General features: G+C 56.8%; 5 protein-coding genes. 1 reads left to right on the forward strand and 4 read right to left on the reverse strand.

Features of this window, described 5'->3' with window-relative positions; translation table 11 throughout:
* The gene (locus NHU87_RS17095) at window positions 1–1,332 is read left to right on the forward strand and encodes a DUF58 domain-containing protein (RefSeq protein WP_253550975.1); all 1,332 of its coding nucleotides are present in this window, start codon (window positions 1–3) and stop codon (window positions 1,330–1,332) included.
* Here the strand turns inward: NHU87_RS17095 and NHU87_RS17100 are convergent.
* The 4 genes from NHU87_RS17100 to NHU87_RS17115 form a co-directional block, all read right to left on the reverse strand.
* Window positions 1,329–4,871: a hypothetical protein gene (locus NHU87_RS17100; protein ID WP_253550977.1), complete on the reverse strand. Its 3,543-nt coding sequence runs from the start codon at window positions 4,869–4,871 to the stop codon at window positions 1,329–1,331. The genes NHU87_RS17095 and NHU87_RS17100 overlap by 4 nt on opposite strands.
* Window positions 4,868–9,415 (reverse strand): neuraminidase-like domain-containing protein, encoded by a 4,548-nt coding sequence (locus tag NHU87_RS17105; protein ID WP_253550979.1) that lies wholly within the window; start codon window positions 9,413–9,415, stop codon window positions 4,868–4,870. The genes NHU87_RS17100 and NHU87_RS17105 overlap by 4 nt, the downstream gene beginning before the upstream one ends.
* An 80-nt stretch (window positions 9,416–9,495) precedes the next feature.
* Window positions 9,496–14,166 (reverse strand): Tc toxin subunit A, encoded by a 4,671-nt coding sequence (locus NHU87_RS17110; RefSeq protein ID WP_253550982.1) that lies wholly within the window; start codon window positions 14,164–14,166, stop codon window positions 9,496–9,498.
* 214 nt (window positions 14,167–14,380) lie between these two features.
* Window positions 14,381–18,382, reverse strand: coding sequence for a hypothetical protein (locus tag NHU87_RS17115; RefSeq protein WP_253550984.1), 4,002 nt, complete (start codon window positions 18,380–18,382; stop codon window positions 14,381–14,383).
* Window positions 18,383–18,407 lie beyond the last annotated feature (25 nt).

Consider the following 18,407-nt stretch of genomic DNA (forward strand, 5'->3'; position numbering starts at 1 on the left):
ATGAAACCCACGCGCCCGCTGCTGATCTGGCTAGCAACGCTGTTGGCCATCAGCATCGTGCTCGGCGCATTGCGGGCACTGGACATCCCGATTCCATCGAGCCTTTTGTCGATCAACTGGGGATTGCTGCTGGCGATGCTGGCCCTGGCGATACTCGACGCCATCCGCCTCAAACGCCTGGCCTTGCCTCGCGTGCAACGGCAAATGCCCGGCAGCCTGGCGCTCGGGCGATGGGGCGAAGTGCGACTGGAAGTCGAGCACGACTTTGCTCAACCACTGAACGTACAGATTTTCGACCATGTGCCGCATGGCCTGGACTTCGAACATCTTCCATTGTCTGTCGAACTGCAACCCGGCCAGCAAAGCCAGATCGGCTATCGCCTGCGCCCACTCAAGCGCGGCCACTTCACCTTCGAACATTGTCAAATCAGTCTGCCAAGCCCAATGGGCCTGTGGTCGGACAAACGTCTGCTGAATGTGCTGGACAACACCCGCGTTTACCCCGACTTCGCCCGCCTCTATGGTGGACAATTGCGGGCTGTGGACAACTGGCTCAGCCAACTCGGCATACGCCAACGGCAACGCCGCGGCCAAGGTCTGGAATTCCATCAACTGCGCGAATTCCGTGACGGCGACAGCCTACGTCAGATCGACTGGAAAGCCACCGCCCGCCACCGCACACCGATTGCCCGGGAATATCAGGACGAGCGCGATCAGCAGATCATCTTCATGCTCGACTGCGGCCGGCGCATGCGCAGTCAGGATGATGAACTCTCGCATTTTGATCACGCGCTCAATGCCTGCCTGCTGCTCAGCTATGTGGCGTTGCGCCAGGGCGACGCGGTCGGCCTGAGCACGTTTGCCTGTGATCAGCCGCGCTATCTCGCCCCCGTCAAAGGCTCCAACCAGCTCAATGCCTTGCTCAACTCGGTCTATGACCTGAACAGCAGTCAGCGCACAGCCGACTACCAGGCTGCGGCCAGTCAATTGCTGGCCAGACAGAAACGTCGGGCGCTGGTGATATTGTTCACCAATCTGCGCGATGAAGACGATGCGGAGCTGTTGACCGCCGTCAAACGCCTGAGCGCCCGGTACCGGGTGCTGGTGGCGAGCCTCCGGGAAAAAGTGCTCGATGAAATACGCCTGCGCCCGGTACAAACACTGGAGGATGCTCTGGCCTACTGCGGCGCGGTGGACTATCTCAATGCCAATGCGCAACACCATGAACAATTGACTGCTCAGGGTGTTGCGGTGCTGCACACCCGGCCCGAGGAGTTTGGAGCAGATCTGGTGTCGCGGTATTTAAGTCTCAAGAAAGCCGCTGCCCTCTAACCGTCGGCCAATTCGGCAGTGGGCACTGGCCCCAACGACATTTGATTGGCCGGCGATCGCATGAGCAGGCGGTAGGCCTCCAGTACCAAGGCATATGCGCCACCGATCTTGCCGGTGAGCTCCCAACTCAAACCGCTGGCGGTAAGCGGTCGGGATTCGCCCAGAGCGGGCACCACACGTGTTATCCCCAGCTCACTGAGCGAAGAGTAACTTTCCAACCCCAAGCAAATAGCGCGCCCTATCAAAGGGCTGTCTGGATTGCTGACCGATAATTTGATGGTATGAGGCTGGCTGATCCTCGGAAAACTGATTTCCTTGCCCCAGACCTCAGGCGAATCCGAATTCATCTGGATCATGGCATCGTCCCAGCCCCCAGTGGCCAATGACTTGAAGCGAAAGGTACGGGACGGTGCCACCCCGGCTTCATTGACAACGCTTTCCAGCACAGCATGCACCTCGATGTCCCCGACTTTCTCGGCCGTGTAGGCGAAACGCGCCCACCCTTGGTCGTCTGTCGTCACACGAGTGGACTCCTGCTCGGCAAAGAACGTCACCTCGACACCGGACGCTGCCCGCTGTGTGCCTGACGAGAGAACTCTGATCTCTATCCAGACGGGTTGGCCCACTACCGGATCAAACGGGGGCTCACGTACCTCGGAAAATTCCGCATCATTGTTTACAGGCTTTTGTTGGATGGGCGTGAGCGACTTCTCGTCTGTCAGCGTTGTGGATGAACTCAGTTGCCCGAGTACCTTGAATTCAAATTTATGGGAGGGGATATTATCGGGACCGTCGTAGGGGCTTGGCACCGTGGCAACCACTCTTACAGGGCCCGCTTGGGTAGCGGTGAAATTAAAGGCCGCCCAACCCGTATCCGAAGTTGAAACGGATGTTGAGGTATCCCCGTCAAAGAAACTTACTTCAAGCTCCGTTAGTGTTTCTTTGGTGTAGTACGACTGATTCCTGATTTGCATGTCCACGGTCTCGCCGACAAAGGGATCAGCTGTAGGGTGTCGGTACTCGGTGATCTCGACTCGGTTGTGCCCCAACTGCATAGGTACCGCAGGGAACTTGAAGTCAGCCTGAGAGAGTTCCAGCGCCGGCGCAAACGCTCCATCTCCATTGCTTTTGCTAGCGTCAAGCGTCCACTCCAGGCCTGCACTGGTGAGATCCCGATCAGAGACAGGTTTTAGTATCACATTGAGTGCAGGATCTGGTTCATCAGTCCACTTCGCGGCGACGGCAAGCCCGGTCAATAAGCTGCCCGGATTTGGCTCGAAACGCAGGACATGTACCCCTCCCCGACAAGGAAACGCCGTACCTGCATCGCTCAGTTTCGTTTCATCAAAGGTGAACGTACCTTCATCTTCGAGGGTTTGCGATAAGAGCCTGCCCTCCATGACATAGGGTTCGATTTCGGCGTGGTGCAGCGTCAACTGAAAACGCGCACTGACATCGGAGCTTGCGCTGACTTCCCAACTCAAGCCTTCAATGGGCATTTGACGTCGCTCATCCATTGGCGGCTCGAAATGAAAACCCAGATCCACTTCACTCGTCACATCCAGGTAAAACCATTCGCCCTCCAGGTCGTCATTCTTCGGGATAACGCACAACATTACCGCCTCTGCATTGCGAAAACAGATTAGCCCAGTCGCCCCTAGCTCACGGTTATCCAATTTCACCGTTGTCATCGTTGCCAATGGATTTTCAGGCAACACCTCAAGCTTGAATTCATGCTTGTCTGTCTTTTCGTCATAAGGACAGTAAATCTCGGCGAAGACTTTGAATGAGCCTTCCACCTCAGGAGTAAACGCGTATTGCGACATGCCATCGGCGCCCGTTGGCAGGGTCTCATCGTCCTTGCCAGCGAGTTTCCAGATCACATCGGCCCCCGGCACGGCCCCCACCCCTTCGACCGTCGACAAGATTTGAACCTGTAACGGCACATCTGCATCGCCCACAGAAGGGAACCGTGAGGGTTGTCCCGTATCGCCGATCTCCAGCGAGTTGTGCGCAAGTTCCAACACCTGCAAAGGTGATGGCTCCAACAACTTTGAACACTCAACTCTGAACTTGAACTGGCTGTTCCTGAGATTGCCGCACTTCATCTGCCACTTCGCACTCCGCCCTGAAACAGGGTTTTCAGCCTCAAGCTTCGGCACGAACACCATTCCCAGCTCGTCGGCAGTGTCTTCACTCGTCCAATGCAACTTTTGGGTGGTTTCGGCCAATGCATGTCCGTCTGCGAAGGCCAGCTCAACGTTATGCATAGCGCCACGGCAGGGGTATGCGGTTTTCGTGCTCCAGATCCATTCGCGTTTAGCGTCATCCAGTGAAAAGTTCGCAGTCAACCAAGGGTCTTCCTGCAGCGCACGCATCGCGAATAAAACCCGGGCTTCGTCCTTTTTGTAATAACTGTCAACAGAGGCTTCGATTTTCCAATCGCCAGCCTTTACCGGCGTCCAGATAAACTCCGCCTCACCTTTCTCGTCCGTAGCGTGCCTGCATAGTTCGATATCGTCTGCCCCACTCGGGTCTTTCAACGTCCAGGTCACTTCACGGTTGGCCAGAGCCTCGTTGGTGTAATGGGACTCCACCCGCACGCGCAGTGGGACACTTTGATGGAGATCGATCACCGGATAGTAGGCCGCTTCCTGCAGCACAACGACATCGAGATGAAAATGCCCGCAAACCGTGGGCAATGGATAGAGTTCGGCGGTGTACTTGCTGCGCACCTTCAAGGTGTATTGGATCTCTTCATCCCCCTGAACGAGGGCGCAGGCGATCTGCCACGGAGTTTCGATCAGTTGCTCCTCTCCCCATTGCGGGTTGACAGTCAGCAAATTTGCGGGATCAACCACCCCATCGCCCACCAGCAAGCCTGCCTCCAGTCCGGTCCATATGTTGTCCTGCGCTGGCTGCAAATGCAGTTCATGCGTTGCAGCAACGCACAGGTGCAGCTTGTCCTCCAGCGCCTGCGGCTCACCATCGACAGACAGCCCACAGAGTTGCAAAGGCTCCAGGAACAGTTCTACGCGCACGAAAGCCAGCCGCAGGCCTCTAATATCGCCCGCGTTGTCGTTTTTCGGGCTGCTCAGGGTAAATTTGACGCGCTTTTCTTCGGTATTGAGGTCGAGACAGAAATCGTACGGGACCAGATCAATATCGAGTAAGACTTCGTTGTCATCCGATGCTGTTTTCATGTCCGCTTTGCGCGAGGGTGTAATCGGCATCTCCGCTTCCGGGCCCATCGATGGATTGATCCGCATCTTACCGCCGGTAACACCATTCGCCTGGGCATGGAACAGCAGCTTGTATTCCGCTTTTTTCGGCATGGGACGTGGATGCTCAGGCAGGTCAATCGTCTGCTCCCCCTCGCCCTCATTCACCGCACTCATAAACGGGACTGTTTGGTCGTTCCAGCGCCCGGTCTGGTGGGTCACCTTTCTTTCGTCATTAATTTCCCAGTCGGCCAGATCCAACACAAAATCGCCATTTTTTATAAAGTTATGGTTGGCAAAAATATTTTCGTCGCTCATGGCTGCATCCTCCTTGCCCGTGAAATCGAGGGTCTGTCGGATGAAATGTGCTGATATTCAGGTACGGGCAGCTTTTCAACTTCTGTGGCGAAAGTCGGTCCGCCATCCCGCGCCTGATAAACCAGGGTCAAAATCACGTCCGTCAGCGATTTCAGGAGACTTGCCTGCAAAGGCCGTTCAGGCCTGGGAAGTGTCAGTACATACGTGGCATGAGCGCCCGTGCCTTCGAACGGCCGGTAACGGTCATCGTTTTCCTCAATGGCCATACCGCCGTCTTCGAGCCCCAACGACAAGCCGATTTGCTGGTAAGGGCGCAGGTTGTGCACGATCGAACCTGTCTGCGCATTGGCAGGTAATTTGTGCAGCTCTTTGACGGCTTCGATATCCGGCTCGACAATGATCGAGCTGCCCAGTTGTACCAGCGTGGCGCAAATATTCTGGTAAGGCCCCAACAGGCACGGGAAAGTCAACGACAGGGCTTTTACCTGACGGCAATAGTGACCGGGGTAGTCTTCGTTGAAAGAGGCTTCGGTGAGATCAAATTGCAACTTGCCATTACCTTTGAATTCAGTCCACGCGGTGTCGCCCAGACTTTTGAGAGAAATGGTCTTGACCAATTGCAGCCGCCGTTCGTCGCGTTTGATGCGCGCTGCGGACATCCTCAACAGATCCAGTTTCAAGGACTGACCGGAAGTAAAACCATGATAGGTGTCCATCCACACATCCGGGCGGATAAACCGGCTCTTGTAGTCGCCCATTTCGTATTGCCAACAGGTTTCGGCACACAGGCTCAACCCCGTGACCAGATCGTAAACCTGGTAGATCAGGGCCTTGACCTGCCCCAGCACCCAGTTACTCAACTCAGGGCCGGTACTGCGATTCTTGTAAAAGGCGTACACCTCTTTTGCCTGGCTGTTGGCAACTTCGGCTTGTAGCAGACCGGCCCGCGCGCCGTTGATTGCGTGCTCCTGAGCCAGCAATTGCTCGCGCATTACCCGGGCTTCGGCGTGGGATTGATCGCGGGCCAGCTCCCATTCCTGCCTGCGCCGCCGGTATTGTTCGTTGATGCTGATGTCTTCGGCTTCGCGCATCGTGTAATCCGCTGTCAACTGGATGAGTTCGGCAAGCGCGTACGGGATAGCCGCAGGACGTGCCCCGCCATTGGCCACTCCGAAAATACTGGGAATCAAATCCAGCGCCGCCCCTGTCATGCGCATGCTGCCACCGATCGAAGCAGCTATGCGGGCCGCCCGGTTTTTACGCAGCACGAGGTTCTCTGCCTCGGACACGCCTTCCTCAACCAACTCTTCGTAATGCCGGGCACGCGCCTTGATCATGCTTTCGCTTTGCCGCAATGACGCAGCCGTCGCCTCGAGTTGCGCGATCGTCGCTTCGTGAATCGAGCGTGTATAGTCGGCCAGCTCAATCATGTGGTTTTGCTGCAATTGCTCCAGTTCACCCCGTTCACGCATCTCCAGCCATGACCGGAGCTGGTCTTCTTGCTGGATGAGGAACTCGACGCCTTGCAGCGCCAGGTTGTAGACGGTCTGCCATTTGTAAGGCACCACCTGAACCTGACCACCGGGATTGCGCGCACCGCCCAGATGGGAATTGGCCTGGGCGCGTAACAGTTCCAGCGGGTCCATCGTCGGGTTGAACAGGCGTATCGACAACGGCTGACCATCGATCGAAAGATTGTTGCGCAGGTTGTTCAAGCGCCTGTTGAGCAGCATCCACAACGCGTTGGGCCGTTCGTTGATACCCTGCCGGAACACACCGGCACCCAATAGATTGAAACGCGGTGTGGTCGCCATTGCGGTGGGCACATCAGCCAGGCTCAATGCCAGGCTGGCTTCAAACTCCTTGAGCGGAACGCGGCCGCGGACCACGCCCACTATCTCGCTGAGCTTGCGCGGCTTCCAGGTACTGGCGGTTCGTGTGACGGGTTCTTCGCCGATCAACGCCAAGGCCCTTTGGTAGTTGAGCGACGCGTGGACCATGCTGTCGTAATCCAGGTGGCGATAAAGCGAGTCGCCCCACTCGATCAGGTTTTCCAGATAACGCAGAAAAATCGCGATCTTGAAGTGGATCGGCGCGCAATAACCGATTGCATCGGGATCCGACGGCGCCGCACTTTCATACGAACATTCGATGTCGTCGTTTTGCAGCGGCCGGCAACGCCAGTACGCCGGGGCCGCAATGATCGACGGCTCATCAGGCGGCGGATCCTCTGGAGGGGTGACTTCACGCGCCAATGGGTTGAAAACGTACTCGAACCATTTTTGCGCTTCGTGAAAGCGGCCCTCCGCCGACAAGCGTGAACCGACCAGATCCGGGGTATGGAGGAACAGCTCATAGAAGTACAACCCGTTACAACCGTCGAAAGGTCCGTTCGACTCGATCTTACCGTCGGGCATCAATGGTTCATTGATGTGCTGGGTGTCCCAGGACAGCAACGCGTCAACCGAGACGGCGGCGCGACTGGTCAGCACCGCGCCGGAATGGGAGTTAACCCGGGAATACTTGAGTGCCTGTTGGCGATTGTTGAAACTCAGAAACTGCGCGCCTTCCTTGCTGCTCTTGTCCAGGGACGGCGTTACATATTCAACCGGCCTTTTATGCAGACGGACCGAAAACTTTCTGTTCCCGGCGTCTCCCATATCCGGATCACCGAAAGTAAACTCCATCGGTTCGGCAATCGGAAATAACAAGGTGCCGAAGGATGGAGTCTGTCGCCGATAGGTCATCCAGGGTGTGGCGTATTGACCGTTCAAAATGCCGGTTGCATTCCAGTCATGTGGATCAATTTCAGTCCGTGCTGGAAATTTGAGCAGGAAATTCATCGAGACATAAAAGATACGCGGTACTACCTGATTGCTTTCATTAGTAACGGCGTCCCCCAAGAACTCGATGGAAAACCCTGCCCCCGCAATGATTTCGTCACGGCTTCTGCTCAGCAGATAAGGGAGCGCAGTGGCAGACAATTGTGCAACGGCCTCTGCCACGAAGATTCCACTTCCCTCCGCGGTTTCGTTGAATGCAGTGCCTTCAACTAAATGGATAACTTCTTTCGCATTGCCCTTCGGCAGTTGCACGCTGTAAGTTTTTGTATCTGCCGGGCACTCGCGAGTGCTCATTGTGATCCGCAACGCCTGCTCGCCAGCGTCGACAATCGTGATGTCGAATGCCGGACGGACTTCTGGGGGGGGGGTAGTCACGGCAGGCACCCGCCAACTGATCGACAAGCGTTCAAGCACTCGCCCCTGTTCTTTCACGGCGTTGCAGCGTCCGCGAACCCTGAGCACCTCATAAAAATTTTTGTCTGTCGCCTGCTCGCGCGTATAGATGACATCCAGAAATAAATTCGCGGCGATGGATTGAACCTTGAGCTCCACTTCGCCTGGAATAATCTCAACGGGCGAAAATTCCGCGGGTATCACTTTTTGCTGCAGGCTGGCGGCATCGTTGAAACGACCAAAGATGAGCGCCAGCAAGATCGAGAGCCTGTCGGGAATCTTGCGAAACAACGCATCGCGGGTTTCGTAGATTTCAATTTCCTGGAATGCGGCCGGACCGTCCAGGCTGTGGCGGTTGGTGTAACACACAGCCAACTGGTCATCGCGCGGGTCGCCATCCCCCAGCGACACGGCAGTCAACCGGCCATTGGAAACATCGTGCTCGCATTCACGCTGATGCAACGACAGCGGCGCCGACCATTGGCCATTGAGCGTACTGAAGGCCAATTTGAGTTCAAGCACCCATGGCGTTTGCACCACACCGTTGCTATCGATCTGGCGCTCACGCCATTCACACCAGACCATCACCGGCAAGCCAAGCCAGTTCACGCAGCGGATATCGATCACTTTGCCGGTGGTCGCGATGTCGACTTTCTGCCATTCCGCCCAGGCAGCCGGGTTGATTTTCTTGCTGTGGTCATCCAGTTCGACGTTGACCCTGCGCAGGTAGTAGGCAAAAGGTGCCGTCCGCTCCCGCCCGACCAGGTAATAGTGCGCATCCTGAGTGTTTGAGCCATCGATGTAGCCACTCAGCACATCCAGATCACAGACGCGCTGGAAGGCATGGGTGTATTCCATCAAGCCCTGCTGCACCGATTCGGTATTCAGGCGCATCTGATTCAGGCTGTTTTCCAAGGACCGAAACAGTTCGGTTTTTTTTAGGCGAAGCGCGGGAACAATGTAATTTTCCGCCTGATCGCTGAGCAGCACATTGGCCGACCAGATACTGTAGCGATTGAGGAACTGGTACCAGTACTGCAATTGCTCTTCGTCAAAATGTGCATTCTCATACCCCGGCTCCATACCGCTGTAGACCGACTGGATGTATTGCTGCAAACAGCGCACGGTCGAAGACACCAACGTTGCTTGCAGTTGTGCGCTGTCCTCTGTGTCAAGCATCAGGTATCGGCTAAGGTCCAAGGGGGTTTTCAACACGCCGCTACCTTTCCACAATCGTTGACCCAACACCGCCTCCACCATTGCCTTCGTGTAACTTTCCGTCAGCCTGTCGAATGCGAGCTTTTCCATAATATTTCTCCCTGTCGCAGTGTGATGACCCAAACGGCCAACACACGGCCTGGCCAAAGCATTTAAGGAAAGCGATCAAATCAACGCCTCGACGGTAAACGTCGGGTGAACGGTCGCTTGGTCAACGTGCCCTCAAGCACCAGTGACTCATTCAAGGCGTCGCACATCAGAATCAACTGGAAACGACCGTTGCGTTTATCTCTGGTGTCGATCGCCACTTCGAACGAGCCGTTGGTGGCCACAAGCTCTGTTCCGAGTGTCGGCGTGAACTCCATCCCCAGTGCCCGAGTCGAGTATTCGGAACTCCACCCGAGCGAAACCCGACGGCCCTGGAGCTTGTCGATGTGGGGTGTCGAAATTTTCAGCCAGTACTTAGCGTCTCTGTACAGGATGAGTTCGTCCATGCCCGGAATGATCTCCTCGCACTCATAGATATTGCCCACGGAGATGCACAGTTCAACTTTCCATATAAAGGTCTCGACCACCGTCAGCTCGAACGTCTGGCTTACAGAAGGATGGAGTTCCAGTTCAGCGGTCACTGTGAAGACGCCCGTCGCATCCGATTTAAACGCATAAACCGATCGCCCTTGCGCGTCAGTGGGGAAGGTTTGATCCTCGTCAGGTCTCGAATCGTCCTTCCACTTCACGGGATAACGAGGCACTGGCATATCCGTGTCGGAGGCACCTTCCGTTACATCCACCCACAGCAACGTCAGCCGCTCCGCGCCGGCTACCGGGAAGCGAGTGACTGCCGAATAGCTCTGTATGACTGCATCATCAGCCACGTAAATGCTGACCTCGACAGCCGGGGCAGTACCCAGCTTTGCGTAGACCACCAAAGGGCCTTTTGGCGGGTTTACCACTGTGAACTCGGAGAACCCTTCGTCATCGCTCGGGATTTCTTCTTGCTCATCATTGGCACTGGTCGACCAAACCACCGTCTCCCCTTCAACGGGCAGATCATCGAGTCCCACAACCTGGCAATTGAGCCGCAACGCCTGATTGATCAATGCAGGCGTAAGGACAGCGGGCGCATCGAAGATTCGTGGAATGTTGTCGAACACAATGGGCCTGTTCCACTTGTAACTGTGGCTGCCCTCGACGTTGCTGATCGTTACAAAGGCGTCACCCGGACTGAGGCTGGAAATCCACACCCGGCTCACGCCGTCCTTGTCCGTGTAGGTTTCGGCGGGGCGAATTTCACCCACGGTGGTGGACCAGGCCACCTGGCGGTTAGCGCCTCTGTTGCCGTAAGCGTCGCTCAACACGGCGTATATTTCCTGCGCCCACAAACGCCCTGCCAGCACCGCGTCCTTGGGTGGTAGCCCACCCAATTGGGGGTTGAACTGCAGTGAAGGCTCGTCGCAATCGATCAGCACCGAGGGCGCGTAGACCGGTTCATACAGCGGCACTCTGTAGTGCAAGTGGGCGGTGCCCATCCATTTCCCGGCCTGCAATTGCGCCCATGCGCACCCTTGGTCATCCGTGCGTACTTCAGGAGTGAGTACCGCTCCCAAGTCTGTTCCGATGTACAGAACGACGCCCCTGAGGGGTTTGCCGAAGAAATCGGTCAGGGTGATCCGGTAAGTGGCGACTTCCTGTGACACGTTCGCAATCAGAATCGGGTTGTCCACCACGCATCGACTGGTGAAACTTTGTCCAACTTCAGCCGAGTCCTGTGGAGTGCTCATGGCGTTGAAGCGAGCCAGGCTTTCCAGCGCATTTTGGGCAGCCGCTGCGTAAGCCGGTTCCTGATCCAGCGTATACAAGCGGCCTAGTGCGAGTGCCGCGGTTGCGTCCATGCCGTTGCGAGCCAGCTCCAGGGTGCGATCGAGCAAATCAAGATGCGCCAGAGTGCACAAAATGGGCGGCGGCGCAGTGTCACTTTCTTCCCCCGATTCGCTGATATGAGCAGCGCATTCGAGTACATGGCGAATCCCGCAGCCGAGGTAACTGGCCAGTTTGTCAGCGGCGGCATCGCGCACCAGGAGCAGGCCGTCCTCGCTCATGTCAGTGGGCAACGTGTTGACCTGAGTGAGGTAGTCGAGCATTTTTTCTTCGGGTTGCCTGGCCCGACTGATCAGTCGACGGTAGAACGCCAGGTAGTACACTGTACGAAGCGAAATTTCGTAAGGACTATTGAGACTGAACCACAGGTATTGCTCGCCCGTCAGCAGTATCTTGAGCATGGCCGGGCTCAACTCGAGCCTGGCGGCAATCCGTCCACGGCGTTCCAGCTCGGCGAGCATTTGCAGGAAAGAATCCGGTTTTTCCGGAACCTCTCCGACCCGCGTAAAAGCCGGCGTCAGCGGCATGGCCTTGGCGAGAATTTCGTAAGGGTGGCCCTGCGCCCAGCCCAGCACTTGCGCCGCGAGCAATGAGTCGAGTCTCAGGTAGACCGCAAGGCCTTCTTCCACCACGACCCGCTGCTCGTCGCGGCAGCGCAACACAATCGTCACGATGAGGTTCTTCAGCGGCTCGCGCTTGGGTTCATCCTCAATATCGCTGAAAATAGTCGCGACCAGATCGACAACCACGAGCTCGATACGCGCCTCGTACTGCGCCTGCGTTTCGTCAATGCTGCCGATGACCACACCTTGGGAATCGACCAGTTGACTCAGTTGCTGCATCCAGTCGATAAGCACGTGTTTTGAGTCACGCAGCGGTGCACCGGCCTCCAGCAACGTCGCCGGCTCTACCAGTACCGAGCTGGCCTGGCTGCGCAATTGCCGCAAAAACTGTTCCTGACTTTCCGTCCAGACAGTCGGCACATAGACCGGGCTGACGTTTTGCATCAACCACAACGGCGGCAATTCATATTCGCGGCACCATTTGGCACAGCTCATCAACCCGCGTATGGCACTGAGTGCATCCGCACCGTCGAATGAGCCGTGGTCGGAAACCACAGGCTCACAGGCCAGCTGCGCCACCATGCCGTCGCCGTTGCCCAGCGATTGCAGCAGTGCCGTGGATTCGATAGGCGTCACCCCGAATAACCGGCCCACCCACACCAGCCGCCAGAAACTGGACAGTATCGGCAGGGTTCGCGTCAGGTGGGTGGTGAGTCCATAAGCGTTGGCGATCACACTGGCCAGGTAGCGATAGGTCTCGAAGTTGATTTCCAGCGCGCTGCAAATCTGGTGCACCGTCTGTTGTTCGTCATGCGTGCGCGGCACAACCGCGAAATTTTCGCCATCGATGCGCAACGAATCCTCAAACCCGTTCTCGCGGTTATAGACACGGTCAAAGTGCGACGGTTGTCCATCCTGGCCGTATACCGACAAGACATCGATCAACGCGGAGAACTCTTCGGCCTTGCAGCCGTAAGCATTATTCAACTCCTTGAACAATCCCAGGCAGCGCAGGGTGTTGGCTCTGATCCAGTTCGTCTCCTCTCCGGTACCGCGACGCTCGGCATTCATCGCAGCTATCAGCAGTTGATCGACCTCATAACTGGGCAACTGCAACATGCGGTCCAGGCGACACTTGCGATTGATCCGGTCCATGCGATGTTCGAACTGAGCGAAACCAACCTCTCCCACATGGTGCAACCGGAACTGGTTCCCAATGCCATCCGGAATCAGTTCTATTGCGGGCGCTTCGGCGCCATGGATATACCTCGCCCCGGTTTCTACGCCGGTGACGGGTACATCAGGGTCATCCAGCAGAGGCGCATTGCTCGATAGCGTGGGGGTGAAAGGGCCAATGGCAAACAGACAATCGACCTCGCGCTGACTCAGGCGCGTCGAATCTTTGAAGACCCACAGTTGGCGCACATTTTGAAGACCGATGGACATGCTGCCAAAGTTGGTTAAATAAAAATCAGTGGCGGACTGTTGCGGATTCGGATCGACCAGCCGGGTCAGAGGATCCACCCTGAAAAGAATGGAATCGGGGGCATCGGGCTTCAGCTTGAAGTACGGATCTTCGAGCAACAATGCCAAATGCAGAGGTCCGATGCCGATGTTCAGTTGCATCGCCACCTCGGCGCGCGATCCACGGCCATTCGCATTCTTGAAATATGGATAATCCTGATCGACCCGACGAACAACGTCGCCCAGCGTGCCGTTTTTGATTGCCGTGGCGGCGACATGGGTGATGCTCTCCCAGTCGTGGTCATAAGGCAGACTGTTATGAAAACGGATCGTGCGCAAGTACGACTTGACGGTCGAGTCAGTTAGCCTGTAGCGGCTCAGAATCAGCGCTTCAAGCACCAAGTTGGCGATCTGCAGCCGTGACAGCACCTGGTTGATGGCCTGCTCATCGATCAGCAACGCATCCACATCGGGGCGGCGATCTTGCAGTGGGGTAAATCTTCCATCTTCCCCCTTGGGCACGATATTTTCTTGCACCCATTCGCGCAGGGCCACCATGTACGCGGTGGTTGAAGCGATGTGTTCGGGACTGCCCGGCAGAGCGGCGCCGTCGATGTCGGGATTGAATTGCTCCTTGTACGAGGGGAGCGTTACCAGGGTTTTTTCATCGTCTGGAGGCGGTGCAGCGCGCAGGCTCTGTTCGCGATACAAGCGGGCCACGTACAACGCCATGGCATTGCCGCGCGCCATCAGGGCATGGGCCTCTTTGCGGTCAAGGCCGAGCTGCTGCAACCCGACAGCACCCAGTTTTATCAGATCGAACACGCTCGGGTTTTGTTCAATGTACCCATCGAAAGGCCGCAATGATTTATCGTTGCGCTCGCCGAGTACGGCCTTGACCAATTGATGAATCGGGCGATGGTCGGATGCATTCATTGCGCTATGTTCCCTTCAGGCAAAACCAGAGCCGAATCCCGTGAGCAGGTTGGCGGTTGCTTGCGTCAGGATGATTTAGCGCCTGCTGACGATGGCAGGTCTACTGTCATATCTGACAGGTTTGATGACCGCTGATCGGAAAACGCAGTCATGCAGGCCATTTCGAAGCGGGAAAAAAAGGCCCTCAAAAGAAGGCCAATGCAGGAGCGGGGGCTTAGCCCACATCGATCACGTTCAATACAAGACCAGCCATCCAGCCAGAGGCGTTGCCGTTCTTGTATGCCTTGCCTGACAAGCTGATTTCCGGCAACGGTAGATCATTGACCACGATCACCCATTGCCCTTGCTCATCCGTTATCCCCTTGCCCCAAAGCTTGCCGGCATTGCCTGATGTGACCAACTGCACTTCCGCCCCAGGCAGTGCGGCTCCGCGGATAACCGTATGCGGTGAAACGAAGGCGTTCTGTGCCGGGTGGGTGAACACGGGATTGTCGATCCTGTCTGCCACCTTGAAGGTGATTTCGGCGCCCGACCAAGCCGAGAGCTGGCCGTCCATGTTCTGCTGAGCAGCAATCTGATGCGCAGCTTCCTGAACGGGCAATTCAACCTGACTTCGAACCGACCAGCGACCTTGGGCATTTACCCTCGTCGTGGCATAGACTTCATCGCTTGAATGTCGGTAAACCTTGAGTTCTGCACCCGGCACGCCCGTGCCACTGAATAGCGGTAAGCGCTCCAGTACCTGAGTTGCATCGTTCAACGGTTTTCCAATGACCGGTTTTTCGAAATTGGCGGCAACCTGCGCCACGACAACGGAGCGGTTGGGCAGCAGCCACTGCGAGGTGGCACCGTCGCGGCTTTGACGAACCGAATAGGCATAGGCATTCGCTGCAACCGGCAGCTCGATCTGCGAGCGCAATGCCCAGCGTCCGTCACGATAGACCAACACGCGGCCCAATACCGTGGACATATCATTGGTTTTCACAATCAAAACTTCGGCCCCCGGCTCTCCCGTCCCCGAAAACATTGGCCACCGCCCGACCTCCTGGCCCATGAGCGGGTAATCTACCGTGGGGGCGTCAAAATCGCTGGCCTTGCGCTCCACCATAAAGCGCCCGCTCTTGGCCCACTCTGAACGCACGCCCTCTACCGTCTGACGAACCACCACTCGCGCCGCGCCGACGGGCAGGTCCTTGTTACCCGTCACTGCCCATCGACCATTGGCATCCGCCTCCACCGGCGGGGCAAGGACCTCGTCGGTATTGAACCAGGTGGCCACGGCGACGGTTGCCCCGGGCGTGGCAATCCCGCTGAACAGTGGCCGGACGCCCACCCAGTCGCCCGGCAGAGGTTCGGTGATTTGCGGGGCAGCGCCGAGCAAGGAAAAAATCCGAATGTCGGATGCCGAGGAATCCAGCCCCGCACCCGCCCGCGCAAACGCCCTCATACCATCGCCGGCAAGCATGTTGTGCCCAAAGCGCCCCGACCAGGTGCCATCCTCCGTGACAAGCAGGGAAGCGAAGTTATAAGGATTGCCCGTTCTTTGGAGAATCACCTCATCGCCGACATGGCCATGCCCGGAAATCCTCAAGTAACGGCCCAGCGCCTCACCGTCGCGTGGCGTATCGATCACCGGCACCGCCGGCACCACGGTGATCACACGCTCGGCCGGCTCACTGGTGAAGGTTTTTTGCTGCAGCCTCGCCTCTATCGTGACGGGCCCGCCAGCGTCCAGCGTTACCCTCGCCTCCCAGGTGCCGTTCTCATTTACCGCAATGTCTTTGAGGAAGGGCTGGGGCTGACCTTTGATCGACAACGCGACAAAGCCGGGATAATTCGCCGTTCCGCAAAACATTGAGGTACGGGCCGGCCTGCCGTTTGGCTCCGGCAGCGTTATTCCGGGCTTCGGCACGCGAACCTTCACAGTCTGCGCTGCAGTCGGGTCGGATTTGTTATCACTGAATTGAGCGTCCTGTTGAATGGCATAAATAGTCAGGTGGGCCGGGGCCTGCTCAGCCAGCGTCATCGTCCATCTACGGTCAGCAAGCACCTGATTGCTTCCCAATGCCAGATGAGTGGCTTGCGAATAAATAACCACCCAGCAACCCGGGAAACCTGTCCCCTCAATGACCGGAACAAGATCGACCTCGGCATTGCCAGCCGTTGTGATAATCGGTACCGGGGATTTAACCGTAAACGATCGCGAGCCCGGTGCAGACGGCAACCCGCCGCCGAAAGCCGCTGTGGCCGTGAGGGTATAGGTGCCCGGCGCCCAGTCTTCGTCGGCATTCAGGGTAAACGTGCCGAGCGTGGCCGTCAGCGGTACATCGGGTTTTTCCGGAATCTTCAAAACGATGGCCGACTCCGGCCAGGCACTGCCGGAAATCTGCGGGCGCTGCCCGCTGGGGACATTCGAAGGCGGATTGATGAATTCGGGGGGAGGCGAAGGGATGGTCATTGTTGCAATTTTGGCACTGTCGCCGGACCACCGATGGTTCACCCATTGCCGAGCAGTCAGGTCGGAGTAAACGCCAGGTGCAAGATCGGCAGTTGCAGAGATGCTCCAGCCGAGGTTGGTCTGCACGGTGGTCTGTGGCACGCCGGCCAGGGCGCTACCATTATTGTAAATGCCGATCTTGACCTCATACGTGCCCCACTGACGCCCTCTGCCGGAAAAGGTGGCCCTCTGCCCGTAGACGGTGGCGATGACGTTCGTCGGTGGGGGCGTGGGGATGCTGACCGAGACTTCATTGGCCCAACCGGAATTATAGATACGCCCGCTGCCACCATCGGAAACGCTTTGCCGACCGGTCAATCGATGGGTGGCGGGCACTAAATCAGTCGGTAGATCCTTCGTCCAAATCCCCATGGAAGAAACGGATGTATCAAGATAAGGAGTTTCATTGTTAGAGAAATGAATATCCATTCGGGCACCGTTGTCGCCGGTGCCATGTAGCTCAACACCGTCCCCTTTTGGCCTGGATAACAGGGTCGGTTTGGCCGGCCGCACAAGCAAGGTGAATGGCGAACTACCTACTGAAGTCACGTCCAGATAGGTGTGGGTGCCGACAATCGAATGCGGGCCCGGCGTCAAGGTGACTGATGTGGACCACCTACCGGTCTCGTAAATGACCGAAGTGCTGCCCAAGTCAGCGTTTGTGGTTTCCGAACGTAATCTGACAGAGTTCCCCCAACGGTGCGCAGGGGCCGCCCCTTCAAACGTCGAGGTCCCCTCCACGGTGTGCAACGAACCGGGTGTTGTAATTCGAGGAGGGCCAACAAGATAAAACTCGCGATCTGCCCCCCACGCAGTGGTGACTCCCTGATAGGTCTGTCTGGCCACAATGGAGTGGGGCCCCGGCGCAAACGTATGGAGACTGGTTGCGCTCCACGTTCCATCGCCCTTTACCGTCTCGTCGACTACGACTGGCGTACCAGAGTTCGATACGTAAACAGTAATTTGGGCTCCCGGATGTGCCCCCGAGCCGCTGATCACGGGGCGCTGAGCAGCAGTTGGCGGATTAGAGATCGGCAGGGTAATGGAGGGAGGGGCTAGAACCGTGTAAGTCTTTCTCTCAGTGTATCGGCCATGTGTCCCGGCAACGTCTTCACGGATTTGCAAGTCGTGCACGCCTTGGCGAACGCTCGGCAACAGCCTGCAGTCCATCCACATGTCCGCATTAGGGCTCATGATCGGGACGCTCTGCGGCACGGTCGTGCCGTAACGCACAAGCGTGATGGTGCTACCTGCACGGGCCCATACCTTAATTTGCGTGGTTACCACTGCGGGGTTATCGAAATAAGCAGGCTTTCTCACCCAAATATGCTGCGCCGTCCAAGGGGCCTCTTCGTCACCTTTATGCCATTTAGCGTCAAGTCTCGCCCTACCTTCCACGATTCCCGCATTAATTTGAATAGTGTTCCATTTAACAGCTTCGAACCACGCGCCATGAAGGATTCTCCGGTAAGCGCTTGGATTGTTTACAGAGTGGAAATCCAACCAAACCTGATGGCTTTCTCCTGAATAGGCCGGAACATTGAACGTAAGCGGCATCATCGACCAGACGAGTAATGTCCTATTCCTTTGGGGAAACTCGATAGGCTTCCAACCCCGAATTTCCGAGTTCGCATCTGCGGACTCTAGAGGCGGCTCAGGCTCCTCGGGAATGGAAGTGCCCTGTGACAAACTGATTGTCGTGTGTTTATCTTCTGGCATGGTTGCACTCCTGCTGTGGACTTCG

It is taken from the genome of Pseudomonas mandelii, assembly GCF_024138395.1.
Lineage (GTDB): Bacteria > Pseudomonadota > Gammaproteobacteria > Pseudomonadales > Pseudomonadaceae > Aquipseudomonas > Aquipseudomonas mandelii_E.

Coding starts and splice junctions, on each gene's coding strand:
- NHU87_RS17095 (WP_253550975.1), top strand. CDS start 1: ATGAAACCCACGCGCCCGCTGCTGATCTGGCTAGCAACGCTGTTGGCC.
- NHU87_RS17100 (WP_253550977.1), bottom strand. CDS start 4,871: ATGAGCGACGAAAATATTTTTGCCAACCATAACTTTATAAAAAATGGC.
- NHU87_RS17105 (WP_253550979.1), bottom strand. CDS start 9,415: ATGGAAAAGCTCGCATTCGACAGGCTGACGGAAAGTTACACGAAGGCA.
- NHU87_RS17110 (WP_253550982.1), bottom strand. CDS start 14,166: ATGAATGCATCCGACCATCGCCCGATTCATCAATTGGTCAAGGCCGTA.
- NHU87_RS17115 (WP_253550984.1), bottom strand. CDS start 18,382: ATGCCAGAAGATAAACACACGACAATCAGTTTGTCACAGGGCACTTCC.